Annotated in this window: 13 protein-coding genes; 9 read left to right on the top strand and 4 right to left on the bottom strand. The window is 34.8% G+C overall.

Annotation, left to right across the window (positions count from 1 at the left end; translation table 11 throughout):
* The first annotated feature begins 189 nt into the window (after window positions 1-189).
* The 4 genes from K6T82_RS22295 to K6T82_RS22280 all read left to right on the top strand — a co-directional run bounded on the left by K6T82_RS22295 (window position 190) and on the right by K6T82_RS22280 (window position 3836).
* Window positions 190-1278 carry an NADH:flavin oxidoreductase gene (locus K6T82_RS22295; RefSeq protein ID WP_223710869.1) on the top strand — a complete coding sequence of 363 codons (1089 nt, stop codon included), beginning with the start codon at window positions 190-192 and terminating at the stop codon, window positions 1276-1278.
* A 147-nt stretch (window positions 1279-1425) separates the two neighbouring features.
* Window positions 1426-2307: a helix-turn-helix transcriptional regulator gene (locus K6T82_RS22290; RefSeq protein WP_223710867.1), complete on the top strand. Its 882-nt coding sequence runs from the start codon at window positions 1426-1428 to the stop codon at window positions 2305-2307.
* Between the two features lie 152 nt (window positions 2308-2459).
* Window positions 2460-3131 carry a DsbA family protein gene (locus K6T82_RS22285; RefSeq protein ID WP_223710865.1) on the top strand — a complete coding sequence of 224 codons (672 nt, stop codon included), beginning with the start codon at window positions 2460-2462 and terminating at the stop codon, window positions 3129-3131.
* Window positions 3132-3215: 84 nt separating this feature from the next.
* Window positions 3216-3836, top strand: a complete 621-nt coding sequence (locus K6T82_RS22280; protein WP_223710862.1) for an NUDIX hydrolase — start codon at window positions 3216-3218, stop codon at window positions 3834-3836.
* A 162-nt stretch (window positions 3837-3998) separates the two neighbouring features.
* On the opposite strand, the gene K6T82_RS22275 is transcribed toward K6T82_RS22280, so the two are convergent.
* From K6T82_RS22275 to K6T82_RS22265, 3 genes are all read right to left on the bottom strand, one after another.
* The gene (locus tag K6T82_RS22275; protein WP_223710860.1) at window positions 3999-4790 is read right to left on the bottom strand and encodes a polysaccharide lyase; all 792 of its coding nucleotides are present in this window, start codon (window positions 4788-4790) and stop codon (window positions 3999-4001) included.
* Window positions 4791-5114: 324 nt separating this feature from the next.
* On the bottom strand, window positions 5115-7118 hold the full coding sequence (locus K6T82_RS22270) for a RagB/SusD family nutrient uptake outer membrane protein (RefSeq protein ID WP_223710858.1): 2004 nt from the start codon (window positions 7116-7118) through the stop codon (window positions 5115-5117).
* Between the two features lie 12 nt (window positions 7119-7130).
* Entirely contained in the window at window positions 7131-10520 is a 3390-nt protein-coding gene (locus tag K6T82_RS22265; RefSeq protein WP_223710855.1) for a SusC/RagA family TonB-linked outer membrane protein, read from the bottom strand.
* Between the two features lie 419 nt (window positions 10521-10939).
* Between K6T82_RS22265 and K6T82_RS24635 the strand changes: the two genes are divergently transcribed.
* A complete protein-coding gene (locus K6T82_RS24635; protein ID WP_223710853.1) occupies window positions 10940-13105 on the top strand; it encodes a tetratricopeptide repeat-containing sensor histidine kinase in 2166 nt (721 codons plus the stop codon).
* 1 nt (window position 13106) lies between these two features.
* Here K6T82_RS24635 and K6T82_RS22255 read toward each other — a convergent pair whose 3' ends face one another.
* Window positions 13107-17066, bottom strand: coding sequence for a hybrid sensor histidine kinase/response regulator transcription factor (locus K6T82_RS22255; protein WP_223710851.1), 3960 nt, complete (start codon window positions 17064-17066; stop codon window positions 13107-13109).
* 400 nt (window positions 17067-17466) lie between these two features.
* On the opposite strand from K6T82_RS22255, the gene K6T82_RS22250 reads away from it, so the two are divergent.
* The 4 genes from K6T82_RS22250 (at window position 17467) to K6T82_RS22235 (ending at window position 24162) form a co-directional block, all read left to right on the top strand.
* Window positions 17467-18516 (top strand): glycoside hydrolase family 43 protein, encoded by a 1050-nt coding sequence (locus K6T82_RS22250; RefSeq protein WP_223710849.1) that lies wholly within the window; start codon window positions 17467-17469, stop codon window positions 18514-18516.
* Between the two features lie 127 nt (window positions 18517-18643).
* Window positions 18644-20812 carry a TIM-barrel domain-containing protein gene (locus tag K6T82_RS22245; RefSeq protein WP_223710847.1) on the top strand — a complete coding sequence of 723 codons (2169 nt, stop codon included), beginning with the start codon at window positions 18644-18646 and terminating at the stop codon, window positions 20810-20812.
* Window positions 20813-20818: 6 nt separating this feature from the next.
* Window positions 20819-23167 (top strand): GH92 family glycosyl hydrolase, encoded by a 2349-nt coding sequence (locus tag K6T82_RS22240; RefSeq protein ID WP_223710844.1) that lies wholly within the window; start codon window positions 20819-20821, stop codon window positions 23165-23167.
* An 11-nt stretch (window positions 23168-23178) separates the two neighbouring features.
* Entirely contained in the window at window positions 23179-24162 is a 984-nt protein-coding gene (locus tag K6T82_RS22235) for a glycoside hydrolase family 43 protein (protein ID WP_223710842.1), read from the top strand.
* The last annotated feature ends 536 nt before the right edge of the window (window positions 24163-24698 follow it).

The raw sequence follows: 24698 nt of genomic DNA, 5'->3' as shown, positions 1-24698 counted from the left end.
GCCAAAGAATGGAGGAAATTTACTTTATGATGGAGAATTTTTTATTCTCCAATTTCTCCTCATAAGTCTTAGAAAGATCAAATTCAAAACGTCCATTATAAAGTAAAAATCATCCATTTTTCACGAATGATTATCTCCACAACTTTGCATCGAACAATTCAAAGAAGTAAAACTTTAAAAATAAAAGATATGTCTGTTTCTGATTTATTTAAACCTCTAACATTGCTGCACGGCCCGGCAATGAGAAACCGTTTTATGTTGGCACCTTTAACCAGTCAGCAAAGTGAATTTGATGGTACCGCATCTGAATACGATCAATATTGGATGGAACAACTTGCGCAAGGTGGTTACGGATTAATTCAAACTAGTGCTTCTACGGTAGAAGCGGGAGGTATCGCATTTGAACGTCAGTTAGGAATTCATAGTGATGATCATTTACCGGGATTGACCAAAATAGCATCGGCAATTCGAGATGGAGGTGCTTTGTCGGCAGTGCAATTGCATCATGCTGGACATCGAGCTAAACCTTCTATTGGAGGAATAATAGCTCCTGCCTCTGGTAAAACTATTGAAGGAATTAAAGCCATTACAACCGAAGAAGTAGAGCGAATTCGTGATAGTTTTATCTCCGCTGCAAAAAGGGCTCAATTGGCGGGTTTTGATGGAATTTCTGTTCACGGTGCTTTCGGTTGGATTCTTTCTGAATTTATGTCGCCAAACTTAAATGATCGTACCGATAAATACGGCGGAAGCTTAGAGAACCGTGCAAGATTTACGATTGAAGTTATTGAAGGAATCCGTAAAGCTTGCGGACCTAATTTCCAGATTGGTTGGCGTTTGTCTATTGAACGTTACGGATTACTTTTGGAAGAACTGCGAGAAGTTACCGCCGATATTTTTGATCGAGAATTAATAGATTATTTGGACTTAGCCTTATGGGATTCGGCTCAAATTGTTCGCGACGGAACTTTTAAAGGAAAAACAATGCTAAGCGTTTTTACTGAACTTCCTCGTAAAGGAGTACGTTTGGGGGCAGCTGGAAAAATTATGAGTGCACAGCGTGCAGGAGAACTTTTAGATGAAGGTTGTGATTTTGTACTGATTGCACGTGCTGCAATTTTACAAAGAGATTTTCCTCTTCAGGTAAAAGCAAACCCAATGTATGATAGTCCGCAACTGCCTGTAATGGCAGATTATTTAAGACAAGGCGGATTAAGCGAACGTTTTATTGAAACCATGCGTGGTTGGCAGACTTTTGTAAAGGCTGGTTCTTTGTAAAAGACTTTCAGCATCTAAAAAAGTAAACCGTCTATTGAGCGGTTTATTTTTTAATAATTATAATTATCCATCATAAAGTAAAATTTATCCATTCCTCGTTCATTTCTATGAAGGTAGATTTGTAGGTTGTTTTCTAAATAAGACGATATGAAAGATCTTAATTGCAATGTTATTATAAAAGAAAGCCCAGATGTTTTATCTTGGAATGAAGACATTTATCTGTTTCATTACAAACAGAAAGAAGAAATAAAACGAGCCAATATGTGTGTCCATATGAACCTTGTAAGTGTCGTTTTAGAAGGAACAAAAGAAATTCTGGATCACGGCAGCAAGATTATTGTTCCTGCAGGTTCGGGGTATTTTATGAAAAGAGGTTCTTATTTGGTAACAGATAAAGTCGATGATCCCGAAAAAGGCTACGAATCGATTATTATTTTTTTCTCAGATAAATGGCTTCATTCGCAAGTGGATAGTGTATTGGGAAATATAAATGAAGCCCTTTCTGCAAATTTTTCTCCGTGTAGCAGCGATATGGCACTTCTTCATGCAGATGAATTGATGTGTGCTTTAATAACTCAGCTTAAAACCTGTTTGACATTGACTACAGATCCGAAACGTTTAGATGCTATTTTGCCTTTGAAAATTCGTGAATTGTTTCAGATTTTAATTTCTGCACCAGAAGGACACCATTTTGAAGCGCAATTACGAAGTTTAGATACACACTTAAATCCAGATTTGGTGCAATTAATGCAAAGCCATTACAAGGAAAATATTTCTTTAGAACAGTATGCATTTCTTGCCAATTGCAGTTTGTCAACCTTTAAACGTAAGTTTAGCCAAACCTTTAAAATGAATCCCGGAAAATGGATTATGGAACGAAGACTGGAAGAGGCCTATAATTTACTAAGATCTGAAATGAATGTTACAGAAATAGCTTATGAGGTTGGTTTTGAAACTCCTGCACATTTTATTGCTTCTTTCAAACAGAAATATAGAAATACGCCGAAACAACTTCAACAGAAGCTTTAAGACTTTACTAATTCTAAACTTTACAGAATATTTTTTGAACTTTTAATGAAATTGTTTCTTTCAAACCGAAGCTAATTTTGTTTTGTTAAAAGAGGATTGTCGTTCAATTGACATTCTCAGACAGAATTTACAAAACTTTAAATTTTAGAATTATGAAAATGTTTTATTTCACAGACGCTATGTGCTCATGGTGTTTTGGTTTTAGTCCGGTAATCAAAAAGTTAAAAGAAAATTATCCTGATATTGATTTGGAAATTGTTTCTGGAGGATTCTCACCGGGAAGTAAGCAGGTTGTTGATCCCGAATATAGAGATTTCTTAGAATACCACTGGAGGAATGTAAACGAAAGAAGTGGTCAGTATTTTGATCATGCTATGAAATTTGTAAGCGATACTTTTACTTACGATACAGAACCCGCAAGCCGTGCTTTAATTGTGGTTCAAAAATTAGCGGCTAAAAAAGATTATGAGTTTTTGAATTTGATGCAAAAGTCATTTTATTCTGAAGGAAAAGACATTACAGACGAAAATGTACTAGGTGAATTGGCTAAAGAAATTGGAATTGATAAGATTGTTTTTTTAGAAAATTTCAATTCAGACGAAAGTAAACTTAAAACACAACAAGGATTTCAATTTAGTAAACAATTGGGTGTTAGAGGATTTCCAACGCTTCTTACTTTAGAAAACGGAAACGTAAAATTGATTTCGCATGGATTTCAAAGTTATGATACTTTAAAACCAGCGATTGAAGATTGGTTGGAAACCGCAAAAGTTTCAGAAGTAAAAGCAGGACAATCTTGTAACGATACTTCTTGTGGATGCTAAAATGGGAAAAAGCTGAATCTTTGATTTTGAAGGTTCAGCTTTTTTTTAATTTCAAAGAATTGTATTAACGTAAATCTCGTCAAAATGAAATCTTTTCATTCTTTTATAGAAAAACTTACTGTAGCATTACATCAACCTCTTCCAGGAGAAAAGGCACATCAGATAATGCAAAATTCGTCTCAGACACGTCTTAATTTTAAACCCAATGAACAAACCCGTAGAAGTGCGGTTTTTATTCTTTTTTATCCTTTTGAAAATGAAATTTATCTACCTCTAATTTTACGTCCGTCTTATGATGGAGTTCATTCTGCTCAAATTGCATTTCCAGGAGGAAGATTCGAACCAACAGATGAAAGTTTGATCCAGACCGCTTTACGCGAAACAAACGAAGAAATCGGAATAAAAATCGAGGATGTAAATGTTATAGGGACAATGACAGAACTTTTTATTGGACCAAGCAATTTTAAAGTTTTACCCGTTATCGGATATCTTCCATATAAACCGAATTTTATTGGAGACAAAAAGGAAGTGGAGACAATTTTAGAAACAAAACTCCATGATCTTTCTGATCCAAACATAATCGGATCCAGCGAAATGATGATTCGAGATGAGAAAGTTATCGTTCCTCATTATGAGATATACCATCATAAAATTTGGGGCGCTACAGCAAAGATGATCAGCGAACTTTTGTTTATTTTAAAATAAGCCTTCATGCGATGTCCGTATTTTGAATCAAAAAATGGGAATTACCGAAATAATTCTTATTTATATTTTAAAAAGTCTTTACATAATAACATCAAAAAAAAAAATCACCAATGTTATGCTAAACAACATTGGTGATTTAGGTTTTTTAAATCTTTTTAAATTTTACAATGCATCCCAAGTTGCGCTAGGATAATTGATAGAACTTGTTACTGGTGCTGTCCAGTAATTTTGGCTTCCACCACGGAAAGTATGGAGACTAACAGCGTTTACATTTCGTTTAGCATTATTAGTTACCCAACGAATTTTCTGATTCAAGATTTCGGTTCCATTTACATAATATTTTACATAACCGTCTGTATTTGAACCCGTATTTAATTTAACCGATATTTGACAATTATACGTCACGCCTTCTTGGATATAATATTTTTTTCCAAAATCATTTCCAAATTGCCCTGGTTGATCTTTATAATAAACATATGGTTGAAGATAAGCGCCACTTCCTTTAGCAGTATTAGATCCATTTGGACAATACCACATAAATCGGGCACTACCGCCATTACCATCCCATCCAGGATCGCCACCTGTATTCTGATCTCCGATTAAGATTCCGTAACCGCATTTACCGCCTCGACTCCAATAAAATCCGGAATTAAATTTCATAGTAAACCAAACCGTATAAAGTCCAGTCGACCAAACTCCGTAAGAAGTGCAAAGACCGCCAGGACACGACAAAGTATTGGTCTGCAGTGTGATTGTTCTAGATCCCGCACTACCAGCAGCTAAAGCGGCCATACTTTCTGATGCAACCTTGGCTGTAAACGCATCATTGTTAACGATTTTAAGCTCGTCTTTAACAGAACTTTCCGGTTCGTTGACATTTTGTTCCTTCTCACAGGAATTAAACACTAATGCTATCATAAATAGCAAACTAGTTAATTTTAAAACTTTTTTCATTTTAAAAAAAATTAATGGTTAATAATAAATAGTTAGTAGATAATAGTTTGTACTTACTTCATTCGATATCAGAACAAATGCTAGAATATATGTTCGTCAATCAATTTGTAAATACAATGTAAAGTTGAATAATAATAAGCTGAGAGGGGAGTAATTAAGTACGGTTTTACGTACACAGAAATCCAGCTTGTGTATTTTCGCTATATTTTTCGGAGTATTAAAAATAGTAGAAGTACAATAAAACAAAAAAACGAGTTAAATAATCAACTCGTTTTTGTTTTTTAATATTGGTTTTAAATCATTTTAACTTAAATAAAAAAAAATTTAAATTCTGCTTTCATCTTCAACAGCATCTTGCCATTTCGTCCAGACTTTGACACCGGCATCGTAACCGTCGTAACCAAAGTTCTGACTCAACTGTCCTTTTATATTAGGTTCAATAGCAAGTCTGAACGGAATGGGCCAGTAGTTGTTACGTTTGTCCATTGAATAAAACTTTACACCAGGTTTAAGCGCAATTCCAGCCGGATATTTATTGTAAAGGGTGTAATGTACAATGCGCTGCCACCAATAACTTCCTCCAGATGCATCTTTTCCAGATTGTTTATCCCAATTCGATATGCTGTAAACATTTCCCCATTCATCTGGTTTTCCACTTATGGCTAAACAATGCGAAATACGTTTTAGCTCCACATTTCTCCATTCTTCCAGATAAAGTTCTCTTCCTCTTTCAGCACAAATATCACCTATAGTTACTGTAGTATACATTTGTGTCGCTTTTGCTCTGGCTCTTACAACATTCACATCTTGAGCAGCGCCTGAAACATTTCCTTGATAGAAACGAGCTTCTGCACGTAACAAATAGGTTTCAGCTAAGCGATAGATGTACAAATGCGCACTGGCACCTGCTGTAGCACCCTGAAAATCGTTTGCCGCCGGATTAGCTTCAGCCACGACATCGTGCATAAAGATTTTATAATGTGGGAAATCATACCAATCACGAATAGAATCTTGTGCCAACAATTTTCCAGTTGCATCTTTCATTCTAAAATTCTGACCAGCCCATGTGGCGCTTCCACCTGCTCCTGGAGCATATTTAAGATCTTCCATATTTACCCAGTTTCCAACGGTACTGTTATGTCTAAGATCCTGTTTGTCTTCAATGCCGTTTACTACCCACATAGGATGTTGCGAATAATAAGAACCACTGATTGTACCAATACCACGACCTATAGCTCTCTGGTAATCGTATTTTGCGTTATAATTTGTTTTATCAGTCAAAGGGAAACGTGGTGCTGCAGTTTTTCCATCAGGAGTAATTAAATTGGCATCATTCCAGTTGGGTCCAAAAATCCTCATAGAAGCAAATGCTAAAAAGGATTGTGCTCCTCCGTTTGGCGCTACTAAAATAGCTTCGGTATTCGCTCCGATTACTTTGTTTTCTGGTCGGTGTAAATCCCAGATTATATTTCTTGTAATGGGCCATGCAGTAGGATTTCCTCCTGGATCAAAAATACCTAAAGTGTTTTGAACCAAAGAATAACCAGATTGGTTGATCAAAATATTAGCTTGTGCTTCTGCATCTGCAAATTTTCCAGATGCTAAATAACATTTTATAAGCAACTGACGGCAAGCTCCTTTGCTAACCATCCCTACATAGCCAATTTTTGATTGTTCGGGAACCCATTGTACAGCTTTTTCCATATCTGCTGTAATCATTTCTATAATGGCTTCTTTTTTGGTAGAATAATAACTTTGTTTCGGAACTTCCAAAATTTTAGTAATCAACGGAATATCTCCAAATTGATACACAAGATTTAAATAGCGATATGCTCTGTGAAAATAAGCTTGTCCAATATATTTATTTTTAACTTCCTCAGATAGACTGGTCACATTACCAATATAGGTTAATACCGTATTAGCATTCTTGATTCCTGTGTAAGCTTCCGTCCACATAAATCCAAGATAAAGAGATTCACCACTTGGATCTCTTCTAAAATCTCCAGTCGGAACAATGGTAGCAGCATAATCAGCAGTATTACTTCCGGTATCTGTTTTTCCATATTGCGCCATATCAGAGAAAAGATATTCTGAGCCAATTGGTACACTTACACCAGAAAAACTATAATGAATGTAATTATTACGCAACTGCTTATCGCACAATGCTAATGTTGCCTGTAATCCAGCTTCTGTAGAAAATGTCGCTTCAGGTTCGTAAAACGAAAGCGGGTCTGCTTCCAGAAAATCTTCTGAACAAGAACTAGATAGAGCGGCCACTAAGATAAATGGCACTAGTCTTGAAAATTTATTTTGTATATATTTTTTCATTTTGGATAATTTTTAAAGTTGTACATTCAAACCTATATTGAATTGTCTTGTCGCCAACCCGCCTGTTTCCGGATCTCCATAATACTTCCATTCTTTAGAAGCGGCCCATGTTGCCACGTTTTGAACAGAGGCATAAATTTTTAGGTTTTTAACACGAGCGCGTTCTAAAAGATCTTTTGGTAATGAAAACGCCAACGAAATGTTGTCTAAACGAAGAAAGGTGCGATCGTACAATCTTCCTGGTGCTACTGGAGTTCCTGCAGGACCTTTAGCGTCAAGTCTTGCCCACTTATTGGTTGGATTGTCGAGTGTCCAATATGGATTAACATAAGGATTGAAGTTAAATTTATACAAACTAGCATCGTTGAATGTGTTCATGTAATTTGAGTTAAGCGATTTGCCTCCCATATAAGAATACATGCTGATCCCTAAATCCCAATTTTTACAAATTTTGAAATCATTACGTAAAGACCATTGTACAGGATGATTTGAATTTCCTAAAAACTGTTTGTCTTTTTCATTGTAAACTGCTTTTTTATAGGTTACACCATCTGGTCCTACAGCATCAACATCGTCTGCCGTATAACTGTTTTCAACTTTTGGATCTCCAGGACGCTGACCGTATTTTTGCGCTTCTTGCCATTCGTCTTTTTGCCAGATTCCCGTCACTTTGTAATCCCAGATTTGAGTAATCGGCCTGCCGATAAACCAGCCATTAGCCGAATCATTTCCTTCTGTTCTTCCTATAACATTACCGTTTGCATCCTTAACATCAATCATATTGCCATACAAGGACTTGATTTTATTCTCGTTGTAAGAGATTCCAAATGTAGTACGCCATTCAAAGTTTGATCTTTTCATATTGAGGGTATTTACACTCAATTCAAAACCTTGATTTTGAACTTCCCCAAGATTGGTTGCAATAGATGAAAAACCAGTGAAACCAGGTAATGACTGACTCATAATCATATCTTTAGTAGAAGTTCTGTAAACATCTAAAGTCGCTGTAATACGATCACGAAGAAAACCTAGATCAAGACCGATGTTTGTTGCTCTGGTTTTTTCCCATTCCAAACTTGGGTTTGCCATACGGTCAAGAGCTAAATATTTCATTTCAAGTGCTTTTCCAGAAGCGTCTAAATAACCCATTGTTCCAGTATTTACTAAATTTGCCAGAGAAATGTACGGATCAGCAAGTTGTCTGTTTCCATTTTCTCCCCAAGACAAGCGTAATTTTCCTGTACTCATCGCATCCCATTTGAACCAGTTTTCATTTTTGAAAGTCCACGCAACACCAAAAGAAGGGAAAACCGCATAGGGATTTGAAGCTCCAAATGCCGAATATCCATCCCGACGAATAGTTGCTGTTAGCATATAACGATTATCAAAAGAGTAGAAGAGTCTTGCCATTAAAGCATCTGCTGTTTCATGTCTGTCATCTGATCTTAGCGCACTATTTGCCATTGTCGCAGTACTAACATTGTGAAATCCTAAAGCATCTGAAGGCTGAATATTGAATGCATCCATTCCATCTGACCAAAATCTTCGTTCTTCTGCTTCCTGTACGAAAGTTGCAACAAAATGGTGTTTTTCAGCAATTGTATAATCCCAAGTAATTGTATTGTTGAGGTTATAATCAAATCGCATATCATTATTTCTGGTTGCTCCAGTGGTCGCTGCAGGCCAGTTCGGATTCTGTGTTGACCTGAAATCACGTCTGTGATAAAATTGATAACGAGGAGCAATGTTGAAGGAATACGTAATACCTAAAGGAAAAGTTATCTTTGTATTGAAAATAGTGTTCAATATGGTATAACCTCTTTCTTGCTCAATAAACTGGCGTTCGTAATAATAATTATAATTCTGTCCTGAGACATTTTTACCCATTGGCTGTCTCTCATATTTGCCATCTGCATTTATGAAAGTTCCAAAAGGGCTGGTTCTCATCATATTATTATCACCTGCACTGGTTCCTAAAAGAGGGGTAATATCTCCATCTGATCGATCCTGAAAGTTGACATTAACTCCCATTTCAAGCCAATTTGTAATTTTTGCATCAATTTTCATGTTAGAACGTGCAGATCTATAATCGTTTCCAACAATTGCTCCTTGCGAAGTGAGATAGCCAAAAGACATATAATAGTTAATTCTCTCAGCGGCTCCTGAAATACTCAGGTTATTATCGCGATTAAAGCCTGTTCTGAAAGAGCTGTTACTCCAATCGTGTGTTTTATCAGCTAAGAAATTGGCCATTAGAGAAGGATCAAAATTCAAGCCTAAACGGGTTCCCCATACTTCCTTGGCACTTTTTCCATTTGTCTGTGAAGCTGGCTGATAAGCAAGCCATTGCGCTTCGGTAATGCCCCATTTTGCTAAATCATTTGGATTCGAAAAATATCCGGGTTTACCAGGTGCAACAGTTCCTGTTATAAAAGCTTCGTATTGTCCAGTTGCAGTATTGACACCATAAGTTTGAGCTGTTTCCCAATCTTCACGATATTTTAAGTATCCTTGTGGTGAATATACGCTACGATAAGCACTCTTATTACTAATGGTGGTGTTGGTAGTAAAACTGATGGTAGGTTTACCGCTTTTCCCTTTTTTGGTAGAAATAAGAATAACCCCTGCCGCCGCTCTAGATCCGTATACAGATGCTGCGGAAGCATCTTTTAAAATATCAAGTTGGGCAATATCATCTGGATTGATTTCTGATAGTTCTCCATAAAACTGCATTCCGTCTAAAATAATAAGCGGAGAATTGTGAGGTCCTCCAGTTCTTTCGTTATTACTAGCCGTATAAACAGAAGTTTGTCCTCGAATCTGGATATTTCCGCCTCCTTTTGCAGAAGGATCATAACCCACACGTACACCAGGCGTACCTCTTAAAACATCTTGAACTGTTTGCGGGTTTTGGTTTGCAAGCTTGTCTGGCGTAACCTGAACAATAGCTCCAGTTAAATCCTTTTTCTTCATCTTACCATATCCAACTACAACAACTTCTTCTAGTGATGCTGTAGTTCTCTGCATTTTTACAGTAATTGAAGTTTGACCTTTGACACTGATTTCTTTTGTTTCATAGCCTAAAAAAGAAATTACTAGTACAGCATTTTCGTTATCTACTTTCAAAGTAAATTTCCCGTCAAAATCGGTTAAGGCGGCATTTTTGCTTCCTTTTTCTAAAATGGTAACTCCCGGAAGTGGCATACCATTTTCATCATTAATCTGACCTTTGATGTTTTTTTGTTCCAGTACATTTTTTGTTTCTACAGTACTCTTAGAACCAATAGCATATGCCTGAATTTGACTTAAAGAAAACAACACACAAAAGAGCATGATTTTCTTTTTCAAATTAAATCCAGACAAGCTATCAGGATCTTTTTTAATCCTAATTAGATTTGTCATTTTGGTTTTGATTTTGGTTATTAATAGTTAGTTTTTGAATCACTGATTGTAGTGGAATTGATCAATGATTACCGATGCAAAAATGATTAATAATGGTTTTTAGGAGGAGTAATATAATCCGATTCTTGGGTGTCAAAAGTCTTGTATAGGCATTGTATAGCTTTTTAAAACCTTATCAATTGAGATTATTGCTAAACTATTTTTAATATTATTCCTGTTAACTTGTTGTGGTAATATTTGGATATGCAGTTTGGTTTTATGTACTTTTAAAAACTGTAAGGGAACCTTTCTTTTTGTTCCTTTTTTCTTTAAACATTTATTGTACATCAAATATGACCCGACACTGTATTGTAAAGTGCATTTTCATTTTTATTTTGCTGAACTGCAGCTGTTATCCAAAATCATTTAATTCAAAATCAGTGTCTTCAGATAAAAAACAGATTTTATCTGAAAGAAATGTTATAAAAACATATTTGGAAAATGGAGCTGTCTTTCTCTATAAACCGGACAGCTTTAAAGAAGATATGGACAAGGCGAAGGCAAATTTTGATAAAGCTTTCAACCGAAGTATTCAGATTAAAGATCAGGACCTTATTTACAGATGTATTTTTTATTATGGCGAACTGTTGTTTGAACAAAACAAATATCCTGAAGGGGTGCGTAATTTAGAAAAGGCTGCAACTTATTATCACAAAAATAAAAAGTTTGAAGAAGAAGCAGAAGTGTGGAAGGTTATGGGGGGAAGACTATTTTGGAAATCTCCAAGATCTAATACTACTATAGAAGATGCCATCAAGAGTTTTGAAAAGGCAGAAAGGTTGTATAAAATTCTTGGGTTAAACGAAAAATATGCCTATGTTTTAAAAAATATTGGCGATGCTCATTTAAATCTGGGTAAATTAGAATTGGCAGAGAAAGAACTGCTTCAGGTTTTAAAAATCTACAAAAAAATAAATTATAAAAACCTCCACTATACCTATGATTTGCTTGCTGATACTCAGCGTTTAAAGGGAGATCTTGGAAAACATCTTTATTACTCACTTTTGTGCGTTAAAAGCATGGAAGAAACGGCTGATTTTAGGGCTGCTCCAATTTTTTATGAACAATTGGCTTTAGCATATAAAGATTTAGGACATCATGAAATTAGTATTGATTTTTTGAAGAAATCAGTTTTTCTTTTAAAATCTGAAAAAAAGATAGATTATGGTAATTTATATGAAGCTACAGATTTACTAGCCAGAGAGCTTATCGAAATAAAAAAACCGCACCAAGCTTTAGACTTGGTAGAGCGAACGATTAGTGAATTTCCTCCAAAGAAAAACGCAGACAAAGCTAGTGTTCTTAGTTCTCTCGCTTTTTGCTACGATAAAAATAATAAGACTGATGCAGCAGAATATAATTATTTGAAAATGATTGAACTCTATGAAAATAAAGTGCCGTCTTTTTATTTGATTAATTTATCTCAGGCTTATTTTGAGACAGGAATGTTTTACAAAAAGCATAAAAAACTGGATAAAGCGAAAAGTTATTTTCATAAGTCACTTCATTTTCCTAAAGGAATTGTGGAGCTAAATCAGATTAAAGAAGTTAACCTGTATTTGTTTAAAATTGATTCAGCACAGGGAAACTATGTTTCTGCAATTCAATATTTTCAAAGATACAAGGCTTTAAATGATTCTATTTTTAATGAAAAAAAGAATAGACAGATTGAAGAATTACAGATTTTGTACAGCTTGGAGAAAAAAGAAAAAGAACTTGCGGGACTGAAACTTGATATGGTGCAGGAAAAAGGAAAAACAAATCAGGCTGTAAATATGATTAAGTGGGGAAGTGGTTTAGTCATTGCGTTACTGATGAGCCTATTTGTCTTCTGGAAAAGTTACAAGTCTAAACAGAAAAATAATAGACTTTTGCAGAGCCAGAAAAATGAAATTGATTTGAAAAATAATGCACTTCAAAAGTTAGTCTTCGAGAAAGAATCACTTATGAAGGAAATTCATCATAGAGTAAAAAATAATCTTCAGATTGTAATGAGCCTTTTACGATCGCAATCCAGTAATTTGACAAATGAAGAAGCTTTTGAAGCCATTCAGAAAAGTCAGCACAGGCTGTATGCAATTTCCCTCCTTCATCAGAAGCTTTATATGACAGATATTGTACGCGAAATTGAAATGAAAAACTATATTGATGATTTGTTGGAAAATTTTGTAGATACTTTTGGACTCTATGGACGAATTGATTTTTCAGTAGATATTGATCGTGTTTACCTTCATGAAACACAGGCAATCTCTGTTGGTCTTATTTTAAATGAAGCAGTAACTAATGCAATTAAATATGCTTTTCCTGAGCAAAGCAAAGGAACTATTACAATAATGATGAAGGCAAATTGCCTAAAAACAATACTTGAAATCAGCGATAATGGAATTGGTTTATCCGTTGATTTTGATATTGATACTGCTTCTACTCTCGGAACCACCTTAATTAAAGGACTCGCAGAGCAGTTGGACGGCGACGTTTCTTTTGTAAATACCAATGGATTGACAGTTAGAGTAGCATTTAGCAAAGGCATCATCACCACACAATAAATCAACTTCCTGATTTTTCATTATTGACAAATTCCGAAGGAGACATAGAAAAGCTTTTTTGAAAGTTTCTGCTAAAACTGGATTGCGAATTATATCCTACTATCTCAGCAATTTCATAGACTTTGTATTTTCCAGAAAGTAGTAATTCTGCCGCTTTTTTTAAACGTGCATTGTTAATGAGTTCGTTTGGACTTAAATTAGTGATATCTTTTATTTTGCGATACAAAGTCGAACGACTCATGTGCAGAATATCTGCCAACGATTCGACACTTAAATTGGTATCTGCCATATTCTGATTGATAATGTCATCCAGTTTTTTTATGAAATCTTCGTCGACTTTATTATGTGCTATTGTTTTTAAATGCGATAATGGAGAACTCGCATAATGCTCCATTAAATGACGGCGATTGGATAACAAATTAGTGATTTGCGCCAAAATGAAATCCATTGAAAATGGTTTTGCAATATAAGCATCTGCTCCCGATTCTAAGCCCTGAATTCTGGACTGAACTGCGCTTAAAGCGGTTAACAAAATAACCGGAATATGACTCGTTTCAAGATTAGATTTGATACGGCCACACAATTCTATTCCGTCCATAATTGGCATCGTAATATCACTTATAACGATATGAATGGTTTCGTTATGAATTACTTTCAAAGCTTCTTCACCGTTTGCTGCTTTAAAGATTTTATATTCTTTGCTAAGTTCTTTATGCATAAAATGAAGCAGTTCTAAATTATCCTCAACAATCAGTATTTGTGTTTTAGTATTTTTAGCAGTAACCTCATTTTCCAATTCTTCGTTGGTTTCTTTTATTGAATTTTCCGAATTGTCTTTATACAAATGAAATTCACTTTGCTGGCGAAGCGGTAGTTTCAAAACAAAGGTATTCATAGAAGCATCCTGAAATTGCAGGTTTAATGTCCCATTGTGTAGTTCGGTCAAAGAATGCGCCAATGATAAACCGATTCCTGTACCTGTTTGTGTTTCCGAACCTAGAACTCTAAAGAAAGGTTCGAAAATTTTATTTTTAAGGTTTTTCGGAATCAGATTCCCGTCATTTTTGACGATGAATTCCAAAGAGTTTTCATCTCTGAATAAAGTAATCACAACTTCACTTTTTGCATATTTTAAGGCATTACTAATCAAATTGCTCAGGATTTTTCGGATAGCTTCTTCATCAACAAAAGCGTAAACGTCTTTCTCGCCCAATTCTAATTGTACATGAATATTTTTTTCTTCACTTAAGGGAGTAAATTGTAATTGCAATTGCTTTACTAAAACAGAAATATTAGTTTCAACAAATGTCAAACCTAGACCTTCCATTTCGGTTTTTCTAAAATCTAAAAGTTCATTCACTAAATTTAAAAGGCGAGAAGTATTTTTCTCCATTAAAGATAAATTCGGAATAATATCAGGAGATTCATAACTTCTTTTTAAAAGACTTTCTAAAGGGCTTTTAATCAAGGTTAAAGGCGTTCTGATTTCATGCGCAACATTCGTGAAAAATTCAATTTTGGCATGATAGATTTCCTTTTCTTTCTCATTATTAAGTGTAGCAATTTTTCTGTTGTTTTCTTTGATATTCATATGATGATATCTTTTTAAAAGCCAATAAAGAGATCCGGCTATTAATAAGAAATAAAGAAAAAAGGCGTAATTACTTGCCCAAAATGGAGGTAAAATAGTAATACCAACCACAGCCTCCTTACTCCAGATTCCGCCAGCGCTTAATGATTTTACTCTGAATTTATAATCACCCGAAGGAAGTTCTGTAAAAAAGACTTTGTTGTTTTTATTCAAATACACCCAATCATCACTAATGCCGTCCAGTTTGTACCAATATTGTGTTAATTCGGGCGCAGTATAACTCAACGCTGCAAAATCAATATTGAAATTAGACTGATCGTTTTTTAAAGTGATTTTTTTAATATAAGAAACCGATTCGTCCAACGGAGAATCTTCGTCGTTTACAATAACTTCTTGATTGTTAACTTGAAGTCCGGTAATATAAATAGGCGGGTTGTATTTGTAAGTATTGAAACTCTTCGGATTAAAGCTGATCATTCCATTAAGATTTCCAAAATACATATCTCCATTTGAATCCTTAAACGCCGAACTGTAATTGAATTGATCACTCAATAAACCATTTGCGATAGTAAAAATTTTAACCGATTTGGTTTTATAATTAAACTTGACCAATCCTTTTGAGGTAGTAATACATAAATTTCCTGCATCGTCCTGCAAAATAGAATAGATTACATTACTCGAAAATCCGTCTTTTGTACTAAATTTTTTGAATTCTCTTTTCTTAACATCCAATAAGTTCAAACCATTTTCTGTTGCAATCCATAAATTGTTTTGTTTATCCTGAAAAATAGAAGTGATGAAGTCGTTGCTTATACTTTTTTCATTCTTAAAATCATGTCGATAAACTGCTTTTTCTTTTGTTTTCGGATTGTAGTAAAAAAGTCCGTCGCGATAAGATCCCGCCCAAAAATTACCATCCTTATCCCTGAACATACAGGTAAAATGAGTGCTTTCAGAAAAATCACTTGAAATGGTAAATTGATCCGTTGTATCATCATATAAATAAATTCCAACAGAAGTAATTACATATATTTTTTTGTCTGGAGTTTCATAAAAAGAAACAATAAAATCACTTTTAAAACTTGCGTTTTTGTGGTCGTAATGTTTGATAATTTGTCCAGAATTGGCATCCATAATATCTAGTCCATGTTCGAAAGTCCCTAGCCAAATTTTATTTCCCCGAGGTAAAACGCCGTGAATATTATAGAAAGATAGTCCTGACTTGGTTCCATTGGGTTGATAATTGGTGAATTTCTTGGTTTGCAAATTAAATTTATTAATTCCCGCATCTTCGGTACCAATCCAAAGGTTTCCTTTGTCGTCTTTGTGAATTTCACGAACGGCACTTCCCACAATGGCATTTTCACTTTTTCGAGGAAAATACTTTTTAAACTGATCGTATTGTTTCTGATGGTAATTTACACCTCCAAAATAAGTTCCGATCCAAATACCATTTTCTTTGTCAATTGTAATGCAATATGCCGCATTATCTGAAATCGCATAAGGATCACTCGGACTTTTGCGCAGATTTCTAACGCTTTTGGTTTGTAGGTTGTAAATGTAAACCCCAGATTCACTGGCAATCCATAAGTCGTTTTTATTTCTTTTAAACTGACGTACAAAAACTGGTTTTTCAACTCCAGCCATAAAAGAAGCTGTTTTTCCAGTTGCAACATCATATTTATAAATACCATGATCTCTTGTTCCAATTAAAATAGAATTGGCGTCTAAGGCATAAATAGCAGAAATCGAAAAAGTGCTGTTGGGCATTTGAACGGTAATTTTATCAAAACTTTGAGTAGCCTCAGAATAACGATATAAATCATCATAAGAAGAAACCCAGACAACACCTTTAGAATCGCAGGCAATCGAAGTGGCATAAAAAGAGTTTCTACCATCAAACATTCGGGTTTCCTTGGTGTCGACATTATATTTGATTAAAGTTCCTATGGAAATAAACCATAAATTATTTTTCAGATCGTTGTCAATATCATTAATTCGATTATTTATTGCCTCGTTGATGAAAGTAAATTTTTCTAACTTTTTATCATACGAATACAGTCCTTTATCCGTTCCGACCCAAATGTAATTTTTGAATTCGTGTAAGGATTGAATATAATTGATTCCGAGAGAAGTTCTAGGATCTGATCCGCTTCGAAATGTTTTAAAATGATAACCGTCAAAACGATTTAAACCGTCTTTGGTTCCAAACCACAAAAATCCATCTTTATCCTGAAGCGATGCCAAAACGGTATTGTTAGACATACCATTTTCTACCTTATAATGTTTGAAATAATATTCCTGACTAAAAATGGAAGTTGACAAAAAGAAAAGACAAATCAATGTCCTTATTTTGAAAAATCTTTGCATGATAAAGGTTTTAATAAATTTTTTATAAAAATAGCATACCAACTTGTGTCACGCGCATACATTTTGATTTAATGCTTTATTTTCAATGCTTTCAAAAGATAATTTGAATCATTTGAACACAATTGTGATACAAAATGAGATTAAAACTACAATAGCAATAACCTACTTTGGTCGAAAATTGAAATGATATTTTTTTAATAGATAATTTATCGTATTGATAAAAAATTAGAAAAATGTTTTGGCAGAATTCAAAATTGTAGCCATAACAACGATTGCAATATTACTTATATTTTTAAAAATACAAAATGAAAATTTTAAAAGTTATTTTCTTAATCGAAACAAATTAATTCAACTAAAAGTCGAAATAAACTTGACACAAAAGTGTCGTAAACCAAAACCTATGAAGAGAAAAAATTACGCATTAAATCAACTGCTGATTGCGATTTTGTTTTTTGCGGGAAACACTATTTTATTTGCCCAAAAAACATTTACCAATCCCATTTTAGAATACGGTCCAGATCCGTTTAGTACTTTCCACGACGGTTATTACTATTATACCCATACAATGCAGGATCGTTTGGTTCTTTTTAAAACCAAAAATCTGGCAGATCTTAAAAATGCAGAACAGAAAACCATTTGGATTGCGCCAAAAAATACAGATTATTCGGCTGAGATCTGGGCTCCTGAATTTCATTTTATTAACGGAAAATGGTACGCCTATTTTGCAGCAGATAATGGTTCTAATAATACACACAGAATGTATGTTTTAGAAAATGCCTCAAAAGACCCAATGAAAGGCGAATGGATTTTTAAAGGAAAAATAGCTGCCAAAACTGATAAGTGGGCAATTGATGGAAATATTTTCACATTTAAAAATCAATTGTATATGATCTGGTCGGGATGGGAAGGAGATACCAATGGTCAGCAGAATATTTATATCGCCAAAATGAAGTCGCCTACAGAAATTGACGGAGACAGAGTTCGCATTTCGAGTCCAACAAACTCTTGGGAATTATTTGGTGCTTTGCATGATGATGTAAATCCGCCACAGGTAAATGTAAACGAAGGGCCTCAATTTTTGTCGCATAACGGAAAAGTATTTATAGTCTTCTCGGCAAGCGGCTGTTGGACTGATAATTACAGTTTGGGTTTGTTAACTTTTACAGGAAAAAACAATTTATTGGATGCTTCGGCTTGGGTAAAATCCGATAATCCAATTTTGCAACAATCGGATAAAAATAAAGTGTATGCTCCTGGACATAACTCATTTTTTAAATCACCAAACGGAAAAGAAGACTGGATTTTATATCATGCCAATTCAAATCCGGGAGAAGGTTGTGGAATGAAAAGATCACCAAGAATGCAAAAAATACAATGGGATAAAAAAGGAAATCCGGTAATTGGAAAGCCAGAAGCAGCGGGGATTCCGCTGAATATTCCTTCACTTTAAAAACATTTTTAAGGTTAAATAAAGAAAATAAATCAACATTTTTACAAATATACTAAATCGTTTTAGTATGTTTGTAATTGTTGATTTATAATAGTTTACTAACATTTCAATTTACTAACTAACCACCATGAATTTTAAAACCACCTTATTTTCAGTGGCCTTTTTGTCACTGTCTATAACCATCGTCAATGCTCAAGAAGTTGCCCTAGAAAAAACTTCTTTGGTCGGAAACAGAATTGTAGAATTTATTCCAAAAGGCTTCGATCAGAGTAAAACGCCATCATTGATATTGGCTTCAGAACCAAAATCAAAAGGTAAAGCACCTGCAAATTGGTCTCTGATTCCTGAGTTTTCATTAAAAAATAATAAAGCTACAGCTGTTCTAAATCTTAAAGGAAATATAAGTTTGTATGGAGGAGGTGAAGTTACAGGTCCGCTTTTACGTAACGGACAATCCATAAAATTATGGAATACCGATACAGGTGCTTATAGCGTTGAAGGTGGGAAGAGATTGTACCAAACACATCCGTGGGTTATGGGTGTGCGTGAAGACGGTTCGGCTTTCGGAATTATATTTGACAGTTCTTGGAAAGCGGAGTTGATTACCAATTCGGATCAGATTATTTATAATGCCGAAGGTGCCTTGTTCAGAGTTTATATTATTGACAGAGCATCTCCTCAAGAAGTGATCAAAGGACTTTCTGAACTTACAGGAACTATAAAACTTCCTGCTCGATGGACATTGGGTTATCATCAATGTCGATTTTCTTATGACAGTGAAAAACGGGTGATGGAAATTGCCAATACTTTTAGAGAAAAGAAAATTCCGTGCGATGTGATCTGGATGGATATTGATTATATGCAGGGGTATCGAGTTTTTACTTTTGATAGCATCAGATTCTCTAATCCGAAAAGGTTAAATGATAATTTACATCAAAAAGGATTTCGAGCTGTTTATATGATTGATCCCGGAGTAAAAGTCGATAAAGATTACAAAGTGTATCAATCGGGTTCGAAAGATAATGTTTGGGTCATGCAAAATAACGGAAAAGAATATCATGGTAAAGTATGGCCAGGAGATTGTGCTTTTCCTGATTTTACTTCTCCAAAAACCAGAACTTGGTGGAGCGGACTTTACAAGGATTTCTTAAATACAGGAATTGACGGTGTTTGGAACGATATGAACGAACCCGCTGTAAATGATAATGATTTTCCAGAAAACAAACGTTTAGGAACAATGCCTTATGAGACACCACACAAAGGCGGCGGAAACTTACCGCAAGGTCCGCATTTACTGTATCATAACGCTTATGGCCGTTTGATGGTTGAAGCATCTTACAACGGAATTTTAGAAACCAATCCTGAGAAACGTCCATTCCTTCTTACCAGATCAAATTTACTTGGTGGGCAACGTTATGCGGCAACCTGGACGGGAGATAATTACGCAGGTTGGGATCATTTGAAACTTTCGGTGCCAATGTCGCTAACTTTAGGTTTATCAGGACAGCCTTTTAACGGACCCGATATTGGAGGTTTCTTAGGAAATACAGACGGCGATTTATGGGCGAATTGGCTTGGTTTTGGCGCTTTTATGCCTTTTGCACGCGGTCATGCCTGTGCAGGAACTAATGATAAAGAACCTTGGGCATTTGGCGCAGAAATAGAAAAAACATCACGAATTACCTTAGAACGTCGTTATCGTTTATTGCCTTATTTGTATACACTTTTTTATGAGTCTTCTAAGACAGGACTTCCAGTAATGGCTCCTGTGTTTTTTGCAGATAGTAAAGATGCACGTTTAAGAACGGAAGAACAAGCTTTTTTGTTAGGAGAAAATCTTTTAGTTGTTCCCGCTTTCGCGAAAAATCCGATTCTTCCAACCGGAATTTGGGAAGAATTAAATTTGATCGAAGGAGAGAAACAAGACAAGTATCAGGCAAAATTGAGTATTAAAGGCGGAACTATTATTCCGGCTGGGAAAGTAATTCAGAATGCAGGAGAGAACTCTTTTGATCCTTTAAGTCTTTTTGTCTGTCTTAACGAAAAAAATACAGCAAAAGGGGAGTTATACTTAGATGCAGGAGACGGATTCGGTTTTGAAAAAGGAGATTATGCTTTAGTCACTTTTACCGCAGAAAGAAAAAATGAAAAAGTTTCGATTAAAGTGGCTAAAATAGAAGGAAAAAGAAACATCAACACAGAAATTCAAAAGATCAATGTAAGTCTTTTGCTTGATGGAAAAACATACATCAGTTCCGGAACTCTTAAAGACGGAATTACAATCTCATTAAAATAATTGAATATGAAAAATATACTTTTGAAATACTGTCTTATAACGGTTGTTTCTTTGACTAGTAATTTCGCTGTAGGTCAACAATCCGTTAAAAAGTTATCAGATTATGTAAATCCGAATATTGGAACTGCTCATAGTCGTTGGTTTTTTTATACTCCGGGAGCCATGCCGTTTGGATTGGCAAAATTAGGTCCGTCTACAAATGGACATTTGGGCAATAAAGATGGTTGGGAAGCTACAGGTTATGATGACAGAGATACTTCTATTGAAGGTTTTGCATGTTTGCATGAATTTCAGGTCGGAGGAATCGTATTGGCGCCTTCCGTTGGGAAATTACAAACTATACCAGGAAGTCTTGATAATCCCGACGAAGGTTACCGATCAAGATTTGATAGAAAAGACGAATATGCAACTTCAGGATATTATGCTGTTTTATTGAAAGATTATAAAGTTAAAGCAGAATTGACAGCTACAAAAAGAGTCGGTTTTCAGCGTTATACTTTTCCAAAATCTTCTCAGTCGAATATTATATTTGATATAGGAAACAGACAAGGGGAGAGCGGAGCGGTTAAAGATTCAAAAGTGACTATTACCAAAGACGGAAGAATTGAAGGCTACGTTGTCACAATTCCAGAATATGTAAAGAAATATCAAACAGGTGCAGATGTAGCCATGTATTTTTCTGCTGTTTTAGATAAGAAACCAACGAGTTACGGAGTATTCAATAAAAAAGAAACTAAGGCAGGTGATAAAGAAATTGCAGGAGAAGGAGCTGGAGTTTATCTGACTTTTGATACGAAAGAAAATGAAACGATAACGGTTAAAATTGGGTTGTCTTATACTTCAATTGCCAATGCAAGATTGAATCTGGAAACCGAAGCCAAAAATCTAAATTTTGATGCTGCAAAAAAACAAAATCAAACCGTGTGGAATGATTATTTGGGAAGAATAACGGTTGAAGGAAAAAATGAAAATGATAAAATCAAATTCTACACTGGTTTATACCACGCTTTATTGGGCCGTGGATTAGGAAGCGATGTGAATGGTGCTTACCCGATGAATAACGGTCAGGTTGGTCAAATTCCGATTGACGGAAAAGGAAAACCACAGTATAATTATTATAATACCGATGCCATTTGGGGAGGTTTTTGGAACTTAACGCAACTTTGGGCGCTGGCTTATCCGGAATATTATGCCGACTGGGTTCAGGGACAATTACTTGTTTATAAAGATGCTGGATGGCTTGGAGATGGAATTGCAAATAGTAAATACGTTTCTGGAGTGGGAACAAATTTTACTGGACTTGCCATTGCATCTGCCTATAATTCTGGAATCCGAAATTTTGATGTGGAAAAAGGATATGAAGCAGCATTAAAAAACGAATTGGAATGGAAAGACCGAATTGAAGGTGCAGGAAAAATGGATGTTAAACAATTTGTAGAATTGGGATATTCTCCATTTTTAGATAATATGGATTTTAAAACGAATACAGAAGGCTCTGGATTTTCTGCTTCTCATACTTTAGAATATTCCTATAGCGCCTATGCAGTGGCACAATTTGCTAAGGCATTGGGAAAAACCAAAGATTATGAAAAATTAATCAAATTGGCTGATGGATGGAAATTACTTTATGACAAAGAAACGGCTTTTATTAGACCCAAATATGCTAACGGAAAATTTATTCAAAATTTTAATCCGTCTGAACCATGGCGCGGCTATCAGGAAGGAAATGCATGGCAGTATACGTTTTATGTGCCTCATAATGTAAAAGAATTGGTTGCAACTTTAGGAAAAGAAACTTTCAATGAACGTTTGAATGAAATTTTTACAAAGTCTCAAAAAAACGTATTTGGCGGCGGAACCAAAATTGATGCTTTTGCAGGATTATCTGGATTTTACAATCACGGGAATCAGCCTAATTTGCATATTTCATGGCTTTTTAATTTCTCAGGAAAACCTTATCTGACTCAAAAATGGGTGCATGCAATCTGCGATGAATTTTATGGAACAGAAGGAATTCATGGTTATGGTTACGGGCAGGATGAAGATCAGGGACAATTAGGTGCTTGGTATGTAATGTCTTCAATAGGATTGTTTGATGTGAAAGGATTGACAGATATTAATTCGTCGTTTCAAATTGGAAGTCCGCTGTTTGATAAAATTACCATTAAACAAGCTGATAAAACAACTTTTGTAATTGATGTAAAAAACAATTCTAAAACCAATATTTATCTTCAGGAAGTAAAACTGAATGATAACAATTTGAATCAGCTTTCAATTGAATTGGCGGCAATCAAAAAGGGTGGGAATTTAAAAATGAAAGTAGATGCCGAACCTTCACAAGTATGGTCTAATTAATTCAAATTTTCATGAAACAGATTTTATATTTTATTCTTATTATTTCATGTTCAAAAACAATCGCACAAACTGCAATTGCGAATGAGGAAAAAAATAATAATCCAATATTCAAAGGTTGGTATGCAGATCCTGAAGCTATTATTTTTGATAAAACCTATTGGGTTTATCCCACATTTTCGGCCGCTTATGAGAAACAGGTTTTTTTCGATGCTTTTTCTTCAAAAGATCTAGTACACTGGACTAAACATGAAAAAGTTTTGGATTCTTCGAATGTAAAATGGGCAAAAAAAGCCATTTGGGCACCATCTATCATAAAACAGAAAAATAAATACTTTCTGTTTTTTGGAGCTAATGACATTCAGAACGATAATGAAATGGGTGGAATTGGTGTTGCTGTGGCCTCAAAACCTGAAGGACCTTACAAAGATTACTTAGGAAAACCATTAGTGGATAAATTTTATAATGGTGCACAGCCTATTGACCAATTTGTCTTTAGAGACAAAGACGGTCAATGTTATTTAATTTATGGAGGTTGGAGACATTGCAATATTGCGAAACTAAAAGCAGATTTTACCGGATTTATTCCTTTTGAAGACAAAACAATCTTCAAGGAAATTACTCCAGAAAATTATGTTGAAGGTCCTTTTATGTTTATCAAAAACAATAAATATTATTTTATGTGGTCAGAAGGGGGCTGGACTGGACCAGATTATTGTGTTGCATATGCTATTGCAGATTCTCCGATGGGACCATTTAAAAGAGTTGGAAAGATTTTAGAACAGGATAATAAAATTGCTGTGGGAGCAGGACATCATTCTATTATAAAAATCCCGAATTCCGAAAAGTATTATATCGTTTATCACAGAAGACCCATCGCAGAAACTCATGCCAATTCTAGAGAAACCTGTATTGAGGAAATGCATTTTGATGAAAACGGTTTTATAAAACCTGTTACGATTACTAATGAAGGAGTAAAAGCACAATTAATCAAATAGAAAGAAAGATATAGTTGTAAAATGTTATAATGTGATGGATTGTTTTCAAAGTACCTGAAAGCAATCCATTTTTTTTACCAATCTATTATTCCTTGTATTTCATGTACCGATTATTTGGGCAAAGAATTTTTATTTTAATAGTAATCGAGTAGAAAATTGTTTTAGAATAAAATCCCTTAAAAGAGACCTGAAATTTTGATAGACCATTATTAGTACTTTTTTTGGAAACGAAACTCGATTCAACACAAGTGCAAGAACCCAATTTAGCTTCCTTATTAAGTTTTTAATTTAAAGTAATTGGATCATTGTAAACAGAACATTTCTATTTGCCTCTCATTTCGCTTTCAATTTGATTCATATTGCTTGTTTCCAGTGTTTTCGGGTGCTGGATGAATGATTTGAACACAATTTTGAAACAAAATGGGATTAAAATAACGTTATGATTCTCCTAATTTGGTCAAAAAATAAAGAGATTTTTTTAAGAGATAAATTAAAGTATCTGCAAAAAAAGACACCATATTTTACGATGTCTTAAA

It is taken from the genome of Flavobacterium potami (genome assembly GCF_020026915.1).
GTDB lineage: Bacteria > Bacteroidota > Bacteroidia > Flavobacteriales > Flavobacteriaceae > Flavobacterium > Flavobacterium potami.
This window is presented reverse-complemented; position numbering and strand designations above follow the sequence as displayed.

Excerpts from the sequence above, each read along its gene's own strand:
- K6T82_RS22295 (WP_223710869.1), top strand. The coding sequence starts at position 190 with ATGTCTGTTTCTGATTTATTTAAACCTCTAACATTGCTGCACGGCCCG.
- K6T82_RS22290 (WP_223710867.1), top strand. The coding sequence starts at position 1,426 with ATGAAAGATCTTAATTGCAATGTTATTATAAAAGAAAGCCCAGATGTT.
- K6T82_RS22285 (WP_223710865.1), top strand. The coding sequence starts at position 2,460 with ATGAAAATGTTTTATTTCACAGACGCTATGTGCTCATGGTGTTTTGGT.
- K6T82_RS22280 (WP_223710862.1), top strand. The coding sequence starts at position 3,216 with ATGAAATCTTTTCATTCTTTTATAGAAAAACTTACTGTAGCATTACAT.
- K6T82_RS22275 (WP_223710860.1), bottom strand. The coding sequence starts at position 4,790 with ATGAAAAAAGTTTTAAAATTAACTAGTTTGCTATTTATGATAGCATTA.
- K6T82_RS22270 (WP_223710858.1), bottom strand. The coding sequence starts at position 7,118 with ATGAAAAAATATATACAAAATAAATTTTCAAGACTAGTGCCATTTATC.
- K6T82_RS22265 (WP_223710855.1), bottom strand. The coding sequence starts at position 10,520 with ATGACAAATCTAATTAGGATTAAAAAAGATCCTGATAGCTTGTCTGGA.
- K6T82_RS22255 (WP_223710851.1), bottom strand. The coding sequence starts at position 17,066 with ATGCAAAGATTTTTCAAAATAAGGACATTGATTTGTCTTTTCTTTTTG.
- K6T82_RS22250 (WP_223710849.1), top strand. The coding sequence starts at position 17,467 with ATGAAGAGAAAAAATTACGCATTAAATCAACTGCTGATTGCGATTTTG.
- K6T82_RS22245 (WP_223710847.1), top strand. The coding sequence starts at position 18,644 with ATGAATTTTAAAACCACCTTATTTTCAGTGGCCTTTTTGTCACTGTCT.
- K6T82_RS22240 (WP_223710844.1), top strand. The coding sequence starts at position 20,819 with ATGAAAAATATACTTTTGAAATACTGTCTTATAACGGTTGTTTCTTTG.
- K6T82_RS22235 (WP_223710842.1), top strand. The coding sequence starts at position 23,179 with ATGAAACAGATTTTATATTTTATTCTTATTATTTCATGTTCAAAAACA.